Source organism: Pseudomonas entomophila (assembly GCF_013523165.1).
In the GTDB taxonomy this organism is placed as follows: Bacteria; Pseudomonadota; Gammaproteobacteria; order Pseudomonadales; family Pseudomonadaceae; genus Aquipseudomonas; species Aquipseudomonas entomophila_A.
Genome location: NZ_JAAMQI010000006.1, coordinates 192787 through 211931 on the forward strand (window position 1 = coordinate 192787; position 19145 = coordinate 211931).

16 protein-coding genes are annotated in these 19145 nt (G+C 65.8%); 7 read left to right on the forward strand and 9 right to left on the reverse strand.

Annotation, left to right across the window (positions count from 1 at the left end):
* Nucleotides 1-59 precede the first annotated feature (59 nt).
* From G7Z99_RS06990 to G7Z99_RS07025, 8 genes are all read right to left on the reverse strand, one after another.
* Nucleotides 60-1982: a PrkA family serine protein kinase gene (locus G7Z99_RS06990; RefSeq protein ID WP_181092836.1), complete on the reverse strand. Its 1923-nt coding sequence runs from the start codon at nt 1980-1982 to the stop codon at nt 60-62.
* A gap of 278 nt (nt 1983-2260) precedes the next feature.
* Entirely contained in the window at nt 2261-2590 is a 330-nt protein-coding gene (gene glpE / locus G7Z99_RS06995; RefSeq protein WP_181092837.1) for a thiosulfate sulfurtransferase GlpE, read from the reverse strand.
* A complete protein-coding gene (locus tag G7Z99_RS07000; protein WP_181092838.1) occupies nt 2590-3468 on the reverse strand; it encodes a symmetrical bis(5'-nucleosyl)-tetraphosphatase in 879 nt (292 codons plus the stop codon). Before G7Z99_RS07000 ends, glpE begins: the two co-directional genes overlap by 1 nt.
* The gene (gene apaG / locus G7Z99_RS07005) at nt 3468-3848 is read right to left on the reverse strand and encodes a Co2+/Mg2+ efflux protein ApaG (RefSeq protein ID WP_181092839.1); all 381 of its coding nucleotides are present in this window, start codon (nt 3846-3848) and stop codon (nt 3468-3470) included. The genes G7Z99_RS07000 and apaG overlap by 1 nt, the downstream gene beginning before the upstream one ends.
* Before the next feature lie 143 nt (nt 3849-3991).
* Entirely contained in the window at nt 3992-4798 is an 807-nt protein-coding gene (gene rsmA, locus G7Z99_RS07010) for a 16S rRNA (adenine(1518)-N(6)/adenine(1519)-N(6))-dimethyltransferase RsmA (RefSeq protein ID WP_181092840.1), read from the reverse strand.
* A 2-nt stretch (nt 4799-4800) separates the two neighbouring features.
* Nucleotides 4801-5784, reverse strand: a complete 984-nt coding sequence (gene pdxA, locus G7Z99_RS07015; RefSeq protein ID WP_181092841.1) for a 4-hydroxythreonine-4-phosphate dehydrogenase PdxA — start codon at nt 5782-5784, stop codon at nt 4801-4803.
* A complete protein-coding gene (surA, locus tag G7Z99_RS07020; protein ID WP_181092842.1) occupies nt 5781-7100 on the reverse strand; it encodes a peptidylprolyl isomerase SurA in 1320 nt (439 codons plus the stop codon). Before surA ends, pdxA begins: the two co-directional genes overlap by 4 nt.
* The gene (locus G7Z99_RS07025; RefSeq protein WP_181092843.1) at nt 7081-9903 is read right to left on the reverse strand and encodes an LPS-assembly protein LptD; all 2823 of its coding nucleotides are present in this window, start codon (nt 9901-9903) and stop codon (nt 7081-7083) included. The genes surA and G7Z99_RS07025 overlap by 20 nt, the downstream gene beginning before the upstream one ends.
* A gap of 130 nt (nt 9904-10033) precedes the next feature.
* Here G7Z99_RS07025 and G7Z99_RS07030 point away from each other — a divergent pair, with 130 nt between their 5' ends.
* The 3 genes from G7Z99_RS07030 to G7Z99_RS07040 are packed head-to-tail and all read left to right on the forward strand — an operon-like array spanning nt 10034 to nt 12493.
* On the forward strand, nt 10034-11056 hold the full coding sequence (locus G7Z99_RS07030; protein ID WP_181092844.1) for an aminoglycoside phosphotransferase family protein: 1023 nt from the start codon (nt 10034-10036) through the stop codon (nt 11054-11056).
* Entirely contained in the window at nt 11053-11724 is a 672-nt protein-coding gene (gene murU / locus G7Z99_RS07035; protein ID WP_181092845.1) for an N-acetylmuramate alpha-1-phosphate uridylyltransferase MurU, read from the forward strand. Before G7Z99_RS07030 ends, murU begins: the two co-directional genes overlap by 4 nt.
* Before the next feature lies 1 nt (nt 11725).
* The gene (locus tag G7Z99_RS07040) at nt 11726-12493 is read left to right on the forward strand and encodes a DnaJ domain-containing protein (protein ID WP_181092846.1); all 768 of its coding nucleotides are present in this window, start codon (nt 11726-11728) and stop codon (nt 12491-12493) included.
* A 15-nt stretch (nt 12494-12508) separates the two neighbouring features.
* Here G7Z99_RS07040 and G7Z99_RS07045 read toward each other — a convergent pair whose 3' ends face one another.
* Entirely contained in the window at nt 12509-13525 is a 1017-nt protein-coding gene (locus tag G7Z99_RS07045; RefSeq protein ID WP_181092847.1) for an alpha/beta hydrolase family protein, read from the reverse strand.
* A 93-nt stretch (nt 13526-13618) separates the two neighbouring features.
* On the opposite strand from G7Z99_RS07045, the gene G7Z99_RS07050 reads away from it, so the two are divergent.
* The 4 genes from G7Z99_RS07050 (at nt 13619) to G7Z99_RS07065 (ending at nt 19121) form a co-directional block, all read left to right on the forward strand.
* The gene (locus G7Z99_RS07050; protein WP_181092848.1) at nt 13619-16018 is read left to right on the forward strand and encodes a PAS domain-containing sensor histidine kinase; all 2400 of its coding nucleotides are present in this window, start codon (nt 13619-13621) and stop codon (nt 16016-16018) included.
* Entirely contained in the window at nt 16015-16644 is a 630-nt protein-coding gene (locus G7Z99_RS07055; protein ID WP_181092849.1) for a response regulator, read from the forward strand. The genes G7Z99_RS07050 and G7Z99_RS07055 overlap by 4 nt, the downstream gene beginning before the upstream one ends.
* A 275-nt stretch (nt 16645-16919) precedes the next feature.
* Nucleotides 16920-18044 (forward strand): ABC transporter ATP-binding protein, encoded by a 1125-nt coding sequence (locus G7Z99_RS07060; protein WP_181092850.1) that lies wholly within the window; start codon nt 16920-16922, stop codon nt 18042-18044.
* A gap of 42 nt (nt 18045-18086) precedes the next feature.
* Nucleotides 18087-19121, forward strand: coding sequence for an ABC transporter substrate-binding protein (locus G7Z99_RS07065; RefSeq protein ID WP_181092851.1), 1035 nt, complete (start codon nt 18087-18089; stop codon nt 19119-19121).
* The last annotated feature ends 24 nt before the right edge of the window (nt 19122-19145 follow it).

A 19145-nucleotide genomic window follows, 5' to 3' on the forward strand; every position in this document is an offset into this window, starting at 1 on the left:
GACGGCCAGGACGACTGGCCAGCGGGCGTGACGTGCGTCGCGCCTGCTGGCTGCATGCCTTACTGCGATTTCCTGACGCGCAGGTACCATTCCGAGAGCAGGCGGACCTGCTTGTCGGTGTAGCCACGTTCCACCATTCGGGTCACGAAGTCGTTGTGCTTCTGCTGGTCCTCCTTGCTGGCCTTGGCATTGAAGCTGATGACCGGCAGCAGGTCTTCGGTGTTGGAGAACATCTTCTTCTCGATCACCACGCGCAGCTTCTCGTAGCTCAGCCACGTCGGGTTCTTGCCGTTGTTGTTGGCACGGGCGCGGAGCACGAAGTTGACGATCTCGTTACGGAAGTCTTTCGGGTTGCTGATACCGGCCGGTTTCTCGATCTTCTCCAGTTCCTCGTTGAGCGCGATGCGGTTGAGGATCTCGCCGGTTTCCGGGTCGCGGTATTCCTGGTCCTGGATCCAGAAGTCGGCGTACAGCACGTAGCGGTCGAAGATGTTCTGCCCGTATTCGCTGTAGGACTCCAGGTAGGCGGTCTGGATCTCCTTGCCGATGAACTCGACGTAGCGCGGTGCCAGGTACTCCTTGAGGTAGCGCAGGTAACGCTCGCGCACTTCGGCCGGGAACTGTTCCTGCTCGATCTGCTGCTCGAGCACATAGAGCAGGTGCACCGGGTTGGCGGCGATCTCGACCGAATCGAAGTTGAACACCTTGGACAGGATCTTGAAGGCGAAGCGGGTGGAAAGCCCGTTCATGCCTTCATCGACGCCCGCCGTGTCGCGGTATTCCTGGATCGACTTGGCCTTGGGGTCGGTGTCTTTGAGGTTCTCGCCGTCATAGACCCGCATCTTCGAGTAGATGTTGGAGTTTTCCGGCTCCTTGAGCCGTGACAGGACGGTGAACTGCGCCAGCATCTTCAAGGTGTCGGGTGCGCAGTGGGCCTTGGACAGGGAACTGTTGACCAGTAGCTTGTCGTAGATCTTGATCTCGTCGCTGACGCGCAGGCAGTAGGGCACCTTGACGATGTAAATACGGTCGATGAAGGCTTCGTTGTTCTTGTTGTTGCGGAAGCTGTGCCATTCCGATTCGTTGGAGTGGGCCAGCAGGATGCCGGAGTAGGGGATCGCCCCCAGGCCCTCGGTGCTGTTGTAGTTGCCCTCCTGGGTGGCGGTGAGCAAGGGGTGCAGCACCTTGATCGGCGCCTTGAACATCTCGACGAATTCCATCAGGCCCTGGTTGGCCCGGCACAGCGCGCCCGAGTAGCTGTAGGCGTCGGCGTCGTTCTGGGGGAATTCCTCGAGTTTGCGGATATCCACCTTGCCCACGAGGGCCGAGATGTCCTGGTTGTTCTCGTCGCCTGGTTCGGTCTTGGCCACGGCGATCTGGTTGAGGATCGACGGGTAGAGCTTGACCACGCGGAACTTGGAGATGTCGCCGCCGAACTCCTGCAGGCGCTTGGTGGCCCAGGGCGACATGATCGTGTTGAGGTAGCGGCGGTCGATGCCGTATTCCTCTTTGAGGATGTCCCCGTCTTCGGCCGCGTTGAACAGGCCCAGGGGGGTCTCGAAGACCGGCGAGCCCTTGATCGCGTAGAACGGCACCTTCTCCATCAACTGCTTGAGCTTTTCGGCCAGCGACGACTTGCCGCCGCCGACCGGGCCGAGCAGGTAGAGGATCTGTTTCTTCTCTTCCAGGCCCTGGGCGGCGTGGCGGAAGTACGACACGATCTGGTCGATGCACTCTTCCATGCCATGGAAGTCGGCAAAGGCCGGGTAGCGACGGATCACCTTGTTGGAGAAGATCCGCGACAGCCTGGAGTTGGTGGAGGTGTCGATCAGCTCGGGCTCACCGATCGCCATCAACAGGCGTTCTGACGCCGAAGCGTAGGCACTTCGGTCTTGCTTGCAGAGTTCGAGGTACTCCTGCAAGGACAATTCTTCCTGACGCGTTGACTCGAAACGTTGTTGGAAGTGGCTAAAGATACTCATGACGTCACCTCGCTCGATACGTGGAGCCGACGCCGGATCATTCAGCGGATGCTGGCATGCGAACGACGGAGCCGATCGCTGTTACCCCCCAGAACCTGTAGAAATCTGACCGATGACCCGCGCGCCGGTGTACCGGCTCTCCCCTTTCCTGGATGGCCTGCGCTTAAGGATAGTTGGTAATTTCAGAGGTCAAGGCGGCGTGCTGGGTAAGTTGTCCCGCTGCATTGCCTGGAGACGCCCCAGGCCGCGTAACACGCGGGCTGAGGCAAGATGAAAAATTATTCGGACAGGTCGCGCTCGGTGTCTTGCGGGTATGTGCTGCGCCACAGCTCGAAACCGCCATCCAGGCTGTAGACATCGGAGAAGCCCTGGCCGATCAGGTAGGCCGCGGCGCTCTGGCTGGAGTTGCCGTGGTAGCAGACCACCACCGTGGGGGCGTCGAGGTCGGCGTTGCGGATGAAGTCGGCGACCGACTGGTTGTCCAGGTGCTGCGACCCTTGGATGTGGCCAGCGGCATAGGCCTGCGCGTCACGGATGTCGACGACCACGGCGCCGTCTTCGCGCAAGGTCTTGGCGGTTTCGGGAGGGATGCGTTTGAACTCGCTCATCAGCGGTGTCCTTCGGAATGACCCGTTCGGGCAGAGGGGGTAGGGGCGCTGTCGGGCATGCCCTGGTCGGTGCAGTCGCAGCGGTGGTAGTCGCCGGTATCGACGTTGTACAAGGTCATGGCGCCGCCCCACACGCAGCCGGTGTCCAGGGCGATCACGTCCGGCACCTCGACACGGCCTTCGAGCGCGGCCCAGTGGCCGAAGATGATCTTCACGTGGCGGGCGCGTCGGCGCTCGTGGGCGAACCAGGGCTTGTAGCCTTTCGGTGCGCTGCCCAGGCCTTCCTTGCTCTTGAGGTCGAGCTTGCCTTCGGCCGTGCAGAAGCGCATGCGCGTGAGGTAGTTGGTGATCACGCGCAGGCGTTCGATGCCGGTCAGACGCTTGCTCCACTTGTTCGGCTCGTTGCCGTACATGCCTTCGAGGTAGAGCGTCAGGCGCGTATCGTCACGCAGCGCCTGCTCGACCTCCGCCGCCAGTTCCAGCGCCGTGCCCAGGGTCCACTGCGGCGGGATGCCGGCATGGACCATGGCCACGCCGCGGGCTTCGTCGTAGTGCAGCAGTTTCTGGCGGCGCAACCAGTCGAGCAGCTGCGGGGCATCGGGCGCGTCGAGGATCTCGCGCAGCGTGTCGCCTTTCTTCAGGCGACCGACATCGTGCCAGGCGGCCAGCAGGTGCAGGTCGTGGTTGCCGAGCACACACACCAGCGAGTCGCGGATACCGTACAGGTAGCGCAGGGTCTCGAGGGACTCGGGCCCGCGGTTGACCAGGTCGCCGACCAGCCATAACCGGTCGACCTTGGGGTCGAAGCGCACGCGTTCCAGCAGGCACTTGAGCGGCTGCAGGCAGCCCTGCAGGTCGCCGACGGCATACACCGCCATCAGTGCAGCGCTCCGGGCACGGCCAGGCGGAAGGGCGCGATGGTCGCTTCGAAGCGTTGGCCGTCTTCGGCGTACATTTCGTAACTGCCTTGCATGACCCCGACGTGGGTACCGATTACCGCGCCGCTGCTGTAGGTATGGCTGCCGCCCGGCTCGATCACCGGTTGCTGGCCAACCACGCCATCGCCGCGGATCTCCTCGACCTCGCCGTCGCCGTTGGTGATCAGCCAATGACGGGTCATCAGCCGCGCCTTGAGCGAGCCACGGTTGTTGAGGGTGATGGTGTAGGCGAACGCGTAGCGATCGCTGTCGGGATCGGATTGTTCGGTGAGGTAACGGGTCACGACGCTGACGTCGATCTGGTAACGGGGGTCGGACATTCGAGGGGGCCTTGGACAAGCAGACGCGAAGAGGGCTGTCCGGGCAGTCTAGGGCATTGCGGGGGGGATAGGCCAGCGGTGCGGGCGCCAGGGCGACCCGCAGGCCAGACGTCCGCACCCGGAGGGGCACGGACGGGAGTGGGTCAGGCGGACGGGGCCTGCTCGGCCAGCTGGTCGGCCAGGCGCACGAAGGCGGCGAGGTCGAGCTGTTCCGGACGCAGGCTGCCATCCACGCCGGCCGCTTCGATCGCCTGGCTGTCGAGCACACCCTTGAGCGTGTTGCGCAAGGTCTTGCGGCGCTGGTTGAAGGCTTCGCGCACGACGTGCTCCAGCAGCCGGGCATCCTTGGCCGGATGCGGCAGCGTTTCGTGCGGGACGAGGCGCACGATGGCCGAGTCGACCTTCGGCGGTGGGTTGAAGGCGCCGGGGCCGACGTTGAATAGGTGTTCGACCCGGCAGTGGTACTGCACCATGATCGACAACCGTCCCCAGTCACCGCCACCCGGGCCGGCCGCCATGCGCTCGACCACTTCCTTCTGCAGCATGAAGTGCATGTCGCGAATCAGCGACGCATGCTGCAGCAGGTGGAAGATCAGCGGTGTGGAAATGTTGTAGGGCAGGTTGCCCACGACTTTCAGGCTGCGAGGCGGGACGCCCAACTGGTTGAAGTCGAACTTCAGGGCATCGCCCTGGTGCAGGCGGAAGTTGTCATGCTGGCCGAACTTGTGGTGCAGGACCGGTACCAGGTCCTTGTCCAGCTCCACCACGTCCAGTTGCGCGCCGCTGCCCAGCAGGCCTTCGGTCAGAGCGCCCTGGCCCGGGCCGATTTCCAGCAGGTGTTCGCCAGGCTTGGCGTTGATGGCCCGCAGGATGCGGTCGATGATGCCTGCATCGTGCAGGAAGTTCTGCCCGAAACGCTTGCGCGCGCGGTGTTGGTAATGCTCGTTCATGCTCAGTTCTCGGCCATCTGGTAGGCGGTTTCCAGCGCGACCTGCAGGCTGCCGGTGTCGATGCGACCGGTGCCGGCCAGGTCCAGGGCCGTGCCGTGGTCCACCGACGTGCGGATGATCGGCAGCCCCAGCGTCACATTGACCGCAGCGCCGAAGCCCTTGTACTTGAGGACCGGCAGGCCTTGGTCGTGGTACATCGCCAGCACCGCGTCGCAGTGCTCCAGGTATTTGGGGGTGAATAGGGTGTCGGCCGGCAGCGGCCCGCGCAGGTCCATGCCTTCGCCGCGCAGCCGTTCGAGCGTCGGTTCGATGAGCTCGATCTCTTCGCGGCCCAGGTGGCCGCCTTCGCCGGCATGCGGGTTCAGGCCGCACACCAGGATGCGCGGGTGCGGCAGGCCGAACTTGTCGCGAAGGTCGGCGTGCAGGATGCGCGTCACGCGCTCCAGGCGCTCTACCGTGATGGCGTCGGCGACGTCACGCAAGGGCAGGTGAGTGGTCACCAGGGCGACACGCAGGCCACGGGTGGCCAGCATCATCACCACCTGCGCGGTGCCGGTCAGGTCGGCCAGAAACTCCGTGTGGCCCGAGAACGCGATGCCGCTGTCGTTGATCACGCCCTTGTGCACCGGGGCGGTGATCATCCCGGCGAAGTCACCGGCCAGGCAGCCCTGGGCGGCGCGGGTCAGGGTCTCGAGCACGAAAGGCCCGTTGGCCGTGTCCAGCTGGCCTGCGCGCACCGGGCTCGCCAGCGGCGTGTCCCAGACGTACAGGCTGCCCGCCGGCGCCGGGTGCTCGGGCCACGCCTGCGGGTCGACCGCGCGCACGTCGACCGTCACCCCCAGCTGTGCGGCCCGCGCTTGGAGCAGGGGCCGGCTGGTGATGGCGATCAGGACGTGGGGGTGGGCCTGTGCGGCGAGCAGCAGGCACAGGTCGGGACCTATGCCGGCTGGCTCGCCAGGCGTGACAGCGAAACGCAGCGGGGTCACTGCGCAGCCTGGTCGGCGCCAGGCAGCTTGATCTCGACGTAGGCTTCGTCGCGGATCTGACGCAGCCAGGTTTGCAGCTCTTCGTCGTACTTGCGGTTGCGCAGCACGTTCAGGGCCTGCTGTTCACGTGCCTGTTCGGTGCTGTCGGTGGCGCGGCGGCCCAGCACTTCCAGCACATGCCAGCCGTACTGGGTACGGAACGGGCGGGTCACTTCGCCTTGCGGCGCGTTGGCCATCTGCTCGCGGAACTCCGGCACCAGGCTGTTCGGGTCGACCCAGTTCAGGTCGCCGCCATTGAGCGCCGAGCCTGGATCTTCCGAGAAGCTCTTGGCCAGTTCGGCGAAGTCTTCGCCGTTCTTGATGCGCTCGTAGAGACGCTCGGCCAGCTGTTGGGTCGCCGCTTCGCTGCGGATCTCGCTCGGCTTGATCAGGATGTGGCGTACGTGCACCTCATCGCGCAGCACGTTGGCGGCACCGCCACGCTTCTCTTCCAGCTTCAGGATGATGAAACCGTTGGGGATGCGGATCGGTTGGGTGATGTCACCCACGCCCATGCTCGCCAGCAGCTTGGCGAAGTCCGGTGGCAGTTGACCGGCCTTGCGCCAGCCCATCTCGCCGCCTTCCAGCGCGTTCTCGCTCGCCGAGCGGGCGATGGCCAGCTGGCCGAAATCGGCGCCCTGGCGCAGTTTCTGGTAGACCTCGCCGGCCTGGCGCGCCGCCGCCTGGATGGCGTCGGAGCTGGCGCTTTCGGGGGTGGGGATGAGGATGTTGGCCAGGCGGAATTCTTCCGACAGCTGCATCTTGCCCAGGTCGGAGGCCAGGAAGTTCTTCACTTCCTGCTCGGAGACCTGGATACGCTCGGCCACCCGACGCTGGCGCACACGGCTGATCACCATCTCGCGACGGACCTGCTCGCGGGCGTCGTCGAAGGACAGACCGTCACGGGTCAGGGCCGCACGGAACTGATCCGGGGTCATGCCGTTGCGCTGGGCAATGGTGGCGATGGCCTGGTTCAGTTCCTCGTCGGTGATGCGGATGCCCGAACGCTCGCCGATCTGCAATTGCAGGTTCTCGACGATCAGGCGCTCCAGCACCTGCTGTTGCAGGGCACTGGCAGGCGGCACGCCACCGCCACGCTTGGCGATGGTCTGCTGCACTTCGCGGGTGCGCTGGTCCAGCTGGCTCTGCATCACCACGTCGTTGTCGACGATGGCCACGACGCGGTCCAGGGGCTGAACCGCGGCATGCGCCGCACCGCTCAGCATGGCGAGGCCCAGCAACGCTGGGCGGATTCGATCAAAAAGCTTGGTCTTCACGTTCGCGGTAACCTTGAATGCCCTGGTCGAGGAAGGACTCGACCTTTTTGCCCACTACACCGCCGAGGCCCTTGAGCACGACTTGCAGGAAGACGCCGTGGTCGCCTTTCTCGTTCTGCGGGATCGCCTGGCTGTAATCGTCGTAGTCGATCCAGTACCGGTTGATCACGCGCAGTTTCCAGCAGCAGTTGTCGTACTCGAAACCACCGAAGGCTTCCAGGGTACGGTTGCGGTTGTAGTCGTGCTGCCAGCGTGCGATCGCGCTCCACTGCGGAACGATCGGCCAGATGACCGAGAAGTCATGCTGCTGGATCTTGTAGTAGTCCTTGATGTAGTTCGCATCGCCCGGCTGACCATAGTCGCCGCCGCCCACTTTCCACTGACCGGTCAGCGAGTCGTAGGTGACCATGTCGTTGCGGTAGCGATAGCCGAGGTTGACCACCTTGTTCGGGTTGTCTTCCGGCTGGTAGTGGAACATCGCGCTGCCCGACTGGGTGCTGCGGCTGTCCGGATCCCAGTTGAAATCGGAGTTGAAGCGCCAGTCGCGGTTGAAGGCGTATTCGTATTCCAGCGCATAGGGCGAGACGTCCGACCTGGCGTTCTGACGATTACGATAATCGATGCCCGGCAGCTGGACCTTGCGGTCCTTGAAGTAGAGCGCCTGGCCGATGCTCACGCGTTGACGCTGGAAGCCGTTGTCTTCGATCCAGCGGCTGGTCACGCCCAGCGACAGCTTGTTCTCGTCACCGATGCGGTCGGTGCCGGCGAAGCGGTTGTCACGGAACAGCGACGCATAGCTGAAGGTGTTCTCCGTCGAGTCGAAGATCGGGATGTCCTTCTGGTCCTTGTACGGGACGTAGAGGTAGAACAGTCGCGGCTCGAGGGTCTGACGGTAGTTGGTGCCGAAGAACTGCGTGTTGCGGTCGAAGTACAGGCCGCTGTCCACGCTCAGGATCGGGACGCTGCGGCTGACCGAGCTGCTGTAGTTGCCATAGGCAGGATCGTTAGCCTGCGTGATGGCGTCTTGCTTGCCTTGGCTGTCCAGGTCCAGATCGTACTGGGTATAAGCGTACTTGAGCTTGGGCGTGATGAACCCGTAGCTGGCTTCCATCGGCAGGCTGATGGCCGGTGCGACGTTCAGACGCGTACCGTTGGCCCGGGCGATACCCATGACGTTCTGGTCCAGACGCCGACCCGGAATGCCCACGCTGGTGTCCGGATTTCCATCCTTGTCCAACACGAAATCGTTCTTCAGGTCACGCTCGAAGCGCACGGCCTCGGTCTCGTAGCTGAAGTCCAGACCATTCGGATGGTACGGCAGCATGCCGTTGAAGGTAATCTGCGGCAGGCGATCGTACGGCGTGATCTGCGAGATGGTGGCCATCTCGTAGGCATGCAGGTTCAGGCGCGCGGTGTAGTTGTCGCCGCGCCAGGTGACGGCGCCTTGCTGGTCGAGGATGTCCTTGTCTTCGACGCCGATCTGGTCGGACTCCAGGTCCTGGAAGTAGAACGGGTCGCTGATGTCGGTGTAGTTCACCTCGGTCATCAGGCGATCGTTCAGGCCACCCTTGTGCTGCAGGTTGACCATCCAGCGCTGGTCCTTGTAATCGGTCTGGTCCTTGCGGTCGTCATCCCGATCATTGAGGTAGGCGCCACCGAGTTGGCCTTCGCTCGACTCGGTGAGGTAGCGGAACTCGCCTTCGACGAGCATGCCACGCTTGGTCATGTAGCGCGGGTACAACGTGGCATCGTAGTTCGGTGCCAGGTTGAAGTAGTACGGCGTGACCAGGGTGAAGCCGGTGTCGCTGCTGCTGCTGAACGACGGCGGCAGGAAGCCGGACTGGCGACGGTCATCGATCGGGAAGTAGATATACGGCGTGTAGAACACCGGAATATCCTTGACCCGCAGGGTGACGTTGGTCGCGGTGCCGAAACCGGTGGCCGGGTTCAGCGTAATGTTGTTGCCCTTGAGCTGCCAGGCATTGCTGCCCGGTTCGCACGTGGTGTAGGTGCCGTCCTTCAGTCGGATGATGGCGTTCTCACCGCGCTTGGCGTACAGCGCACTGCCGCGGATGCGCGACTTGTGCATCACGTACTCGGCGTTGTCGACCTGGGCCTCGCCGGTGTCGAGCTGCACCTGGGCCTTGTCGCCGACCACCAGCGAGCCGTTGTCGCGCAGCTTGACGTTGCCCTTGAGCTCGCCGCGGTTCTCGGCCTGGTAGAGGTTGGCCTCGTCGGCCTGCAGCTGCATGCTGCCCTGACGCATGACCACGTCACCGGCCAGGGTGGCGATCTGCTGCTCCTGCTGGTAGCGGGAGACCTTGGCGTTCAGGTAGGTGGGCGATTCGTCCTTGGGCGTGCTGTCGTTCATGCCTGGACGGGTCGGCTCGATGTAGGCGCCACCGCAGTAGGGGCCGGTCTCGGCCAGCTGGGCAGGCGTGAGCTTCTCGCGCGGGACCCAGTCGAGGTGACTGTAGTCTTCGCTGCGCGACGTCAGGCCACGGCCCTTGCTCTCGGTGACCAGCACCGTCTTGGACGCCTCGTCGTCGGACGAGGATTGCCCGGCCTCGCTGTCGCGCGCGGCAGTGCCGGACGACAGGGCGGCACCCGTGTGCACGGGGCGCGGCGGCAGTGTGGCAGCCGGGGTCTTGGGGTTGCAGTCCCAGCCTCCAGAGGCGGACACTTGGCAGTCGAACTGCTCGGCAGCCACCACGTACGGCGCGGCCAGAGGTTGCAGCACCAGCAGGCTGCCAGTCACCAGCAACGGGAACTTTCTACGAAACGCGGGGGATTTCAATGCCATCTTATTAGTCCGGGCTTCCTGCGTGCCATCTGCCCGCGTGTGGGGCCGCACGCCTCTCGATGGTCTGAAAAAGATGCTGGATAATAAAGCATGACCCGCTTGACGGCTAGGGCCGTCGGAGACCCACGTAATGCCCGAACACGATGTACGCCTGCAACACCTCACCCAATGGCTCGACGACGCGTTGCACCTGCTCTACGCACGCGAAGGCTGGGGCGACGTCCCCCCCGGTACGCTGAGCGCCGCCAGCAGCGACGCCAGTTTCCGCCGTTACTTCCGCTGGCAGGGCGAGGGCCGCTCGTTCGTGGTGATGGACGCACCGCCCCCCCAGGAAAACTGCCGACCGTTCGTCGCGATAGACCGTCTGCTGGCCAGCGCCGGCGTGCACGTGCCTGTCCTGCACGCCGAAGACCTGGAGCGTGGCTTCCTGCTGCTCGGGGACATGGGCCTGCAGACCTACCTGGACGTGATCGATGCGGACAACGCCGATGCGCTGTTTGCCGACGCCATCGACGCCCTGCTGGCCATCCAGCGCCTATCGCACGACGCGCCGCTGCCCTGCTACGACGATGCGCTGCTGCGCCGCGAGCTGCAGCTGTTCCCGGAGTGGTACGTCGGCCGTGAACTGGGCCTGACCCCGACCGCCGCACAGCAGGCGACCTGGACGCGCGTCTGTCAGCAACTGATCGACAGTGCTCTGGCCCAGCCCCAGGTGCTGGTGCACCGCGACTTCATGCCGCGCAACCTGATGCTCAGCACGCCCAACCCCGGCGTGCTGGACTTCCAGGACGCGGTCTACGGCCCGGTCACCTACGACATCACCTGCCTGTTCAAGGATGCCTTCCTCAGCTGGCCGCCCGCCAGGGTCGAGGGCTGGCTGCGTGACTACTGGGAACGCGCCCGGGCGGCCGGCATCCCCGTGCAGCCGACGTTCGATGCCTTCCACCGGGCCAGCGACCTGATGGGCGTGCAACGGCACCTGAAGGTGATCGGCATCTTCGCGCGGATCTGCCACCGCGACGGCAAGCCGCGTTACCTGGCCGATGTGCCGCGGTTCTTCGCCTACATAGAAGAAGTGGTCTCGCGTCGCCCCGAGCTGGCCGAACTGCACGGCCTGATCGGCGAGTGGCAGGCCGCCGGAGCACGTCCATGAAGGCGATGATCCTCGCCGCCGGCAAGGGCGAGCGCATGCGACCCCTGACCCTGCACACGCCCAAGCCGCTGGTGCCGGTGGCGGGCGTGCCGCTGATCGAGTACCACCTGCGTGGCCTGGCCGCCGCCGGGTTCGACGAGGTGGTCATCAACCATGCCTGGCTCGGGCAACAGATCGAAGACCACCTGGGCGACGGTAGCCGCTGGGGCCTGCGCATCGCCTATTCGGCCGAGACCGAACCGCTGGAGACCGGCGGCGGCATCTTCAAGGCGCTGCCGCTGCTGGGCGATCGGCCGTTCGTGCTGATCAACGGCGATGTCTGGACCGACTACGATCTGGCAGGCCTGCGTCGACCCCTGGCCGGGCTGGCTCACCTGGTACTGGTCGACAACCCCGAGCACCATGCCCAGGGTGACTTCAGCCTGGTGCAGCACCAGGTCAGCGATACCTCGGGGGAGGGCACACGCCTGACCTTCAGCGGGCTGTCGGTGCTGCACCCTGCGCTGTTCGACGGGTGCGAGGCCGGTGCCTTCAAGCTGGCCCCGCTGCTGCGTCGGGCCATGGCGGAGGGGCAGGTCAGCGGTGAGCACCATCGCGGGCAGTGGATCGACGTCGGTACGCTGGAGCGCCTGGCCCAGGTCGAGCGCGTGCTCGCAGGACGCGCCTGAGGTGTGGTGGCCAGGCACGCTGCTGGGCGCTGGGGCCGGGTTCGCCGTTGCCAGTATTCCCGGCGCCTTGCTCGGTGGGCTGCTGGGCCAGGTGCTCGATCGCCGCTGGCGGGTACAGGGCTGGGGCGATCTGCGTGAACGGCTGGCAGGTCGCTCCCGGCTGCAGGATGATGAATTGCTGTTCGTCCTGCTGGGGCGTCTGGCCAAGCAGGACGGTCGGGTCGGTGAGGTCCACATCCGTCAGGCGCGTGACGAAATGGCGCGGCTCGGCCTGGACGAGCCGGGACGCCAGCGGGCGATCGCGGCCTTCAACCGCGGCAAGGCCGGCAAGGATCGCCTGAACCATCACCTGCGTCATCTGAGCAGCCAGGCCCATGCCGCCGAGGGCACGGTGCGCGCGTGCTGGCGCATGGTCTGGGCCGATGGCCAGGCCGGTCAACGGGAGCGAGCCCTGTTGCTGAACTGGGGCGGGACGCTTGGGTTGAGCCTGGCTCAGGTGCGGGCGCTGGGGCGCGATTATCAGCCACGAACCGTGACGCCGCCCCCTGCCGCCGGCCTGGAGTACAGGGCTGCGCTGCGGTTGCTGGGCGTTGCCGAGACGGCCAGCGCCCGGCAGGTCAAGCATGCCTACCGTCGGCTGCTGAGTCAGCACCATCCCGACAAGCTGACCGGCAGCGGTGCCAGCGAGGCCCAGGTGCGCCAGGCCACCGAGCGCACGCGCGAACTGCACCAGGCCTACGCGGTAATCAAATCGCGCCAGGCACACTGAGCACGACTGCCTCGCTCAGCTCGCGCCATGCGGGCTGAGCCAGCCACGTATGCGGCGGAACAACTGTTCGTGCTCGACCGTCAGGTTGCCCGGCAAGGCGATCAGCAGCATCTGCCGGTAGGTGCTGTCCTTTTCACGCTGACTGATCTGCAGGCGTTGAGCCGCTGCGCGACGCGCCTGCTCGTCGGTGGCGTAGTACAGGTCCGCCGTCGGTATCTTGAGGGTCGGCACCAGGCTGTCCAGCCCATGTTCCACCCGTGCGGGCGTCTGCGGTGAGACCAGCACGAGCTTGGCGACCTGCGCGGGTTGTTTCTCGCTGACGTAACGCGCCGCCCAATAGGCGCCGCTGCCATGGCCGAGCAGGACCACGGTGCGGGCATTCTGCTGCTGGGCGAAGGCCACCGCCGCGTCGAGGCGGGCGAAAATCCGGGCGGCGTCCGCCGCATCGTTCTGGTCGCTGGCCTCGACCGCATCGGTGGCTTCGGCCACGTCCGCGTCGGGTGCCGTGGCCTGGGCGACATTGGCGTTGGCGTCGGCAGGTGTGTCCTTGGCCGGCGCGCTTTCGTCCTGGCCGGCGTCCTTGGCCGCGGCAGGCGACGGCTCCACGCGCGCCTGGGGCGCATCAGCCAGCAGGTCGGGCAGCGACAGGCTCAGGCTGTGCCAGCCGGCTTCGGGGAATTTCTGCCGCAAGGGCCCGACCGAGCGCGGCCAGTCGGGCGTCTCGCCAGCGCCCGGCACGAGGATCACCGCGCCCTTGGGATCGCCGGTGTTGGCCGGTTTCCACAGGGCCAGAAACCGTTCCTCGCCGGCTTCGAGCGTGTGCTGCTCGGCCTTGGGGACCTGACGTTCGAGCGCTGCGGCTTCTTCCTGGCTGCGCTCGAGCAGGGGCGGGCGCGTGGGGGCTGGCGCAGGTGGCGTGCTGGCCTCGGGCGCCGGGCTGGCCGCCGGCGCCGGATCGGCGGCCTGCGCGCCCAGGCCGAACAGTGAGGTCAGGCAGAGCACGCCGAGCGCAGTGCGGTAAAGTGTGGACATGGCGCTTTCCCAGGCCAGAATGTTACCGCCAGCCTAATCGTATTTTCCACAGTCGGCCACGCCAAGGCCGATGCGCCAGGACGAACCAGACAGATGAAGCGAATGCGTTGGCTGTGGATCGTGGGTGGGTGCCTGTTGCCGTGGCTGGTCGCCGCCACGACCGCGCCCCCGACGCCGGTCGCGTTGCAGCCTGCCGAGCAGCACTGGCTCGAGGCGCACCGTGACCTGCGTGTCGGGCTGGTGCTGCAGGCGCCCTATGCGCAATTCGACCGGCGCCTGCAGCAGCTCTATGGCGCCAACGTGGAACTGGTCGGCGGGTTGGCGCAGGCCTTGTCTCTCGACCTGACCTGGCGCCACTTTCCCGATCAGGCATCGCTCGAGCGTGCGCTTCAGGCCGGCGAGATCGACTTCGCGCCTGGACAGGTGCAGACGCCTGCGGGGCTGCGTCTGTGGCTGTTCTCCGACCCCTACATGCGGATCCCCCAGCGACTGATCGGGCTGCGGGGCGGGGCCGCCCAGGTCGACCTGGAGCGCCTGGGCCCCGATGCACGCGTGGCCGTGCGCATGCCGAGCGCCTTGGCCGATGCCCTGCGCACCACGTACCCAGGCCTCAACCTGCAAGGCGTGCCGGATGAGCGCGAGGCCCTGCAAGCCGTCGTCGGCGGACAGGCGAGCTATGCGGTGCTGGACGAGGCGTACTTCGGCCGCCTGTCCCGCGAAGGCGAATTCACCGACCTCACGGTGCTGGGCGATGTCGGCCTGCCGCAGCTGTTGCGCCTGGGTTCGCGTCGCGACTGGCCGGTGCTGGCCGACATCCTCGAGCACGGGCTGCAAGCCATGCCCGCCAAGACCCTGGAGCGCCTGCATCACCGCTGGCTGCAGCCGCCAGCCTCCCCGGTCGGCGAGTCGACCGAGTTCTGGCGCAACCTGGCGTGCCTGTTCGGTTTGCTGGTGCTGGCCAGCCTGGCCACGCTGTCCTGGCAGCGGCGTCAGGTGCGTCAGGCCGAGCGTCAGGTGTCTGCGCTGCGTGACCAGTTGATCGAGCGCCAGGCCCGCGAAGAAGCCTTGCGCCTGAGCCAGTTCTCCATCGACCAGAACACCGTCGGCATCCTCTGGATCACCTGGGACAGCCGCATCCGCTATGCCAACCAGGCTGCCGACCGCATGCTCGGCTACACGGCGCAGTCATTGCTGGAGCGCACCTTGCGCGACCTGGACCCGGCGCTGGACATGGACCGCTGGCTGGCCTTGTGGAACCGGGCCCGTGCCGGCCGCGATCAGGTCGAGCAGGTCGAGATCCAGTGCCGTGCAGCGGACGGCAGCCTGTTGCCGGTCGACCTGTCGCTGAGCTTCCTGCGCTTTCGCGACGCGGAGTACCTGGTGGTGTTCATGACCGACGTCACCGAGCGCCGACGTTCCATCGAAGCCGTGCGCGAGAGCGAAGCACGGCTCAAGGGCATCGCTGGCAACGTGCCTGGGCTGGTGTTTCGCCTCGAGCGCGACCCCGCCGAAGGCGAGCTGGAGTTCCCCTACGTCAGCGAAGGCAGCGAAGCCCTGGTCGGCTACACGCCCGCCGCCATTCAGCAGCCTGGCATGGGCCTGCGAAACCTGGTGCATCCCGAGGACCGGGCCGACTATCATCGCGTGCAGGACCTGGCGCTGGCTCATGATCAGGACTGGTCGTGGCAGGGACGCATCCTCACCCGCACCGGCGAGCAGCGCTGGGCCGACATCAAGGCCAGCAGCCGACGCCTGGACGATGGCCGGGTGGTCTGGGACGGGATCGTCTGGGACATCACCCAGGGCAAGCGTGCGGAGCTGGCCCTGGCACGCTCCCAGGAGCAGTTGCGCGACTTGTCGGCGCACCTGGAGAGCGTGCGGGAAGAAGAGAAGGCGCGCATCGCCCGTGAGGTGCACGACGAGCTCGGGCAGATGCTGACCGTGCTCAAGCTCGAGGTGTCGATGTGCGAGCTGGCCTACGCCGGGCTCGACCCTGGCCTGGGCGAGCGTCTGGAGACCATGAAGCGGCTGATCGCCCAGCTGTTTCAACTGGTGCGTGACGTGGCCTCGGCCTTGCGTCCGCCGATCCTGGATGCGGGCATCGCCTCGGCGATCGAGTGGCAGGCGCGACGTTTCGAGGCGCGCACGCAGATCCCGTGCCTGGTCCAGGTGCCCGATCATCCCCCGGCCTTGAGCGATGCCAAGGCCACCGGCCTGTTCCGCATTCTCCAGGAGGCGCTGACCAACGTGATACGCCATGCTCAGGCCCATACGGTGCAGATCGGCCTGACCTGTCAGGACGAGCACCTGACCATGACCGTCACCGACGACGGGGCCGGGTTCGACCCGCTGTGCCCGCGTCCCACGTCCTTCGGGCTGGTCGGCATGCGCGAGCGCGTGCTGATGCTCGGTGGCAAGTTGACGCTGGACAGTGAACCGGGCGAGGGCACCAGCCTGAGCGTGACCATCCCCTTGCAGGAGAAACGACCGTGATCCGTGTAGTGGTGACCGAAGACCACACCATCGTCCGCGAGGGCATCAAGCAACTGATCGGCCTGGCCAAGGACATGCAGGTGGTGGGCGAGGCGGGGACGGTGGAACAGTTGCTCGAAACCTTGCGGCATACGCCCTGCGAGGTCGTCCTGCTGGACATCTCCATGCCTGGCAGCAGCGGCCTGGAGGCGATCCCCCGAGTCCGCGCGCGGGTGCCTGCGCCGGCGATCCTGATGCTGTCCATGCACGACGAGGCGCAGATGGCGGCCCGGGCACTCAAGGCCGGGGCGGCAGGCTACGCGACCAAGGACAGCGACCCGGCACTGTTGCTCACGGCCATTCGCCGCGTGGCTGGCGGCGGGCGCTACATCGATCCGGCCCTGGCCGACCGCATGGTGTTCGAAGTCGGCCTGACCGATGCCCGCCCCCTGCACACGCTGCTGTCGGAGCGCGAGTTCTCGGTCTTCGAGCGCTTGGCCCAAGGGGCCAACGTCAACGACATCGCCCATCAGCTGGCGCTCAGCAGCAAGACCATCAGCACCCACAAGGCGCGGCTGATGCAGAAGCTCAAGGTCCAGTCGCTGGCCGAGCTGGTGCGGTATGCCATGGAGCACCGGTTGCTGTAAGCGCGCAGCGGCAGGCGGTAACCCCCGTGGGGCTGGCTTGCCAGCGATAGGGGTCCGGTCGGTCAGCGCCTGCACCGCCGGCAAGCCGGCTCCCACTCACCCACGGGTGCCTGACGGATCTGTGCCGTGCGGGCCAGGGGCGAGTGGTGTAGGGCGATCCCTACCCCCAGCCTTCCAACGGGATGATGGCAATCTCTCATTAGCCCCGATTTTCCTGACGTCCGGCCTTCTCTAGTCTGCGTACACGGCAGTCATTCCAACAAGAAGGTGCAGGTATGAGCGAGGCGAGTTCGAGGGCCGCGAGCGGTGAGACGCTGGTCAGCTTCCGTGGTGTGCAGAAGAGCTACGACGGCGAGTCGTTGATCGTCAAAGACCTCAACCTGGAAATCCGCAAGGGCGAATTCCTCACCCTGCTCGGCCCCTCCGGCTCGGGCAAGACCACCAGCCTGATGATGCTGGCCGGTTTCGAGACCCCGACCGCTGGCGAAATCCAGCTCGCCGGGCGCTCGATCAACCATGTGCCGCCCCACAAGCGCGACATCGGCATGGTGTTCCAGAACTATGCCCTGTTCCCGCACATGACCGTGTCGGAAAACCTGGCGTTCCCGCTCAGCGTGCGCGGCATGGGCAAGGCCGAGCTCGACGAGCGGGTCAAGCGGGTGCTGGGCATGGTCCAGCTCGACACCTTCGCCAAACGCTACCCCGGCCAGCTGTCCGGCGGCCAGCAGCAGCGGGTGGCGCTGGCGCGGGCACTGGTGTTCGAACCGCAACTGGTGCTGATGGACGAGCCGCTCGGGGCGCTCGACAAGCAACTGCGCGAGCACATGCAGATGGAGATCAAGCACATCCACCAGCGCCTGGGCGTGACGGTGGTCTACGTGACCCATGACCAGGGCGAGGCCTTGACCATGTCCGACCGCGTGGCGGTGTTCCATCAGGGCGAGATCCAGCAGATCGCCGACCCGCGCACCCTGTACGAGGCGCCGAGCAACACCTTCGTGGCCAACTTCATCGGCGAGAACAATCGCCTGGGCGGCACCCTGGTTGCGCGCAATGGCGACCGCTGCCAGGTGCGCCTGGCACAAGGCGAGCAGGTCGAGGCCCTGGCGGTGAACGTCGGCCAGGTCGGCGAGTCGGTGACCGTATCGATCAGGCCGGAGCGCGTTCGCCTCGGTGGGCAGAGCGAGGCCAGCGTCAATCGGTTCTCGGGACGCGTGGCCGAATTCATCTACCTGGGCGATCACGTGCGCGTGCGACTGGAGGTCTGCGGCAAGGCCGACTTCTTCGTCAAGCAGCCCATCGCCGAACTCGACCCGGCCTTGAGCGTGGGCGACGTCATCCCGTTGGGCTGGGCGGTGGAGCACGCCCGCGCGCTCGACCCGGTGACCGACATCCACTGAAAGACCTGCCTCACCCAACCCTGCACCGTGGAGAGAACAATAATGCGCAAACAGTTGAAACTGACCGCCCTGACCCTTGGCCTGCTGGCCGCCGCCCACGCCTCGGCGGCCGACCTGACGGTGGTGTCGTTCGGCGGCGCGAACAAGGCCGCCCAGGTCAAGGCGTTCTACGAGCCGTGGGAAAAGGCCGGCAAGGGCAAGATCGTCGCGGGTGAGTACAACGGCGAGATGGCCAAGGTCAAAGCCATGGTCGACACCAACAGCGTGTCGTGGAACTTGGTCGAGGTCGAGTCGCCGGAGCTGGCGCGCGGCTGCGACGAAGGCCTGTTCGAAGAACTCGACCCGGCCCTGTTCGGCGCCGAGAGCGACTACGTCAAAGGCGCCATCCAACCGTGCGGCGTCGGCTTCTTCGTCTGGTCGACGGTGCTGGCCTACAACGCCGACAAGCTCAAGAGCGCACCGACCAGCTGGGCGGATTTCTGGGACACCGAGAAATTCCCTGGCAAACGTGGCCTGCGCAAGGGCGCCAAGTACACCTTGGAGTTCGCCCTGATGGCCGACGGTGTGGCGCCGAAGGATGTCTACAGCGTGCTGGGCACCAAGGAAGGCCAGGACCGCGCCTTCAAGAAGCTCGACCAGCTCAAGGCCAACATCCAGTGGTGGGAGGCGGGCGCCCAGCCACCGCAGTACCTGGCCTCCGGTGACGTGGTGATGAGCTCGGCCTACAACGGGCGCATCGCCGCGGTGCAGAAAGACAGCAACCTCAAGGTGGTGTGGAACGGCGGCATCTATGACTTCGATGCCTGGGCCATTCCCAAGGGTGCGAAGAACCAGGAGCAGGCCAAGCAGTTCATCGCCTACTCGGTCCAGCCCGAGCAGCAGAAGATCTACTCCGAGAACATCGCCTACGGGCCGGCCAATGCCAAGGCCGTGAACCTGCTCTCCGACGCGATCAAGCAGGACATGCCGACCACGCCGCAGAACATCGCCAACCAGGTGCAGATCGACGTGGCGTTCTGGGCCGACAACAGCGAAGCCCTGGAGCAGCGCTTCAACGCCTGGGCTGCGAAGAAGTAAGCCATACCGCAGGAGCGCGGGCCC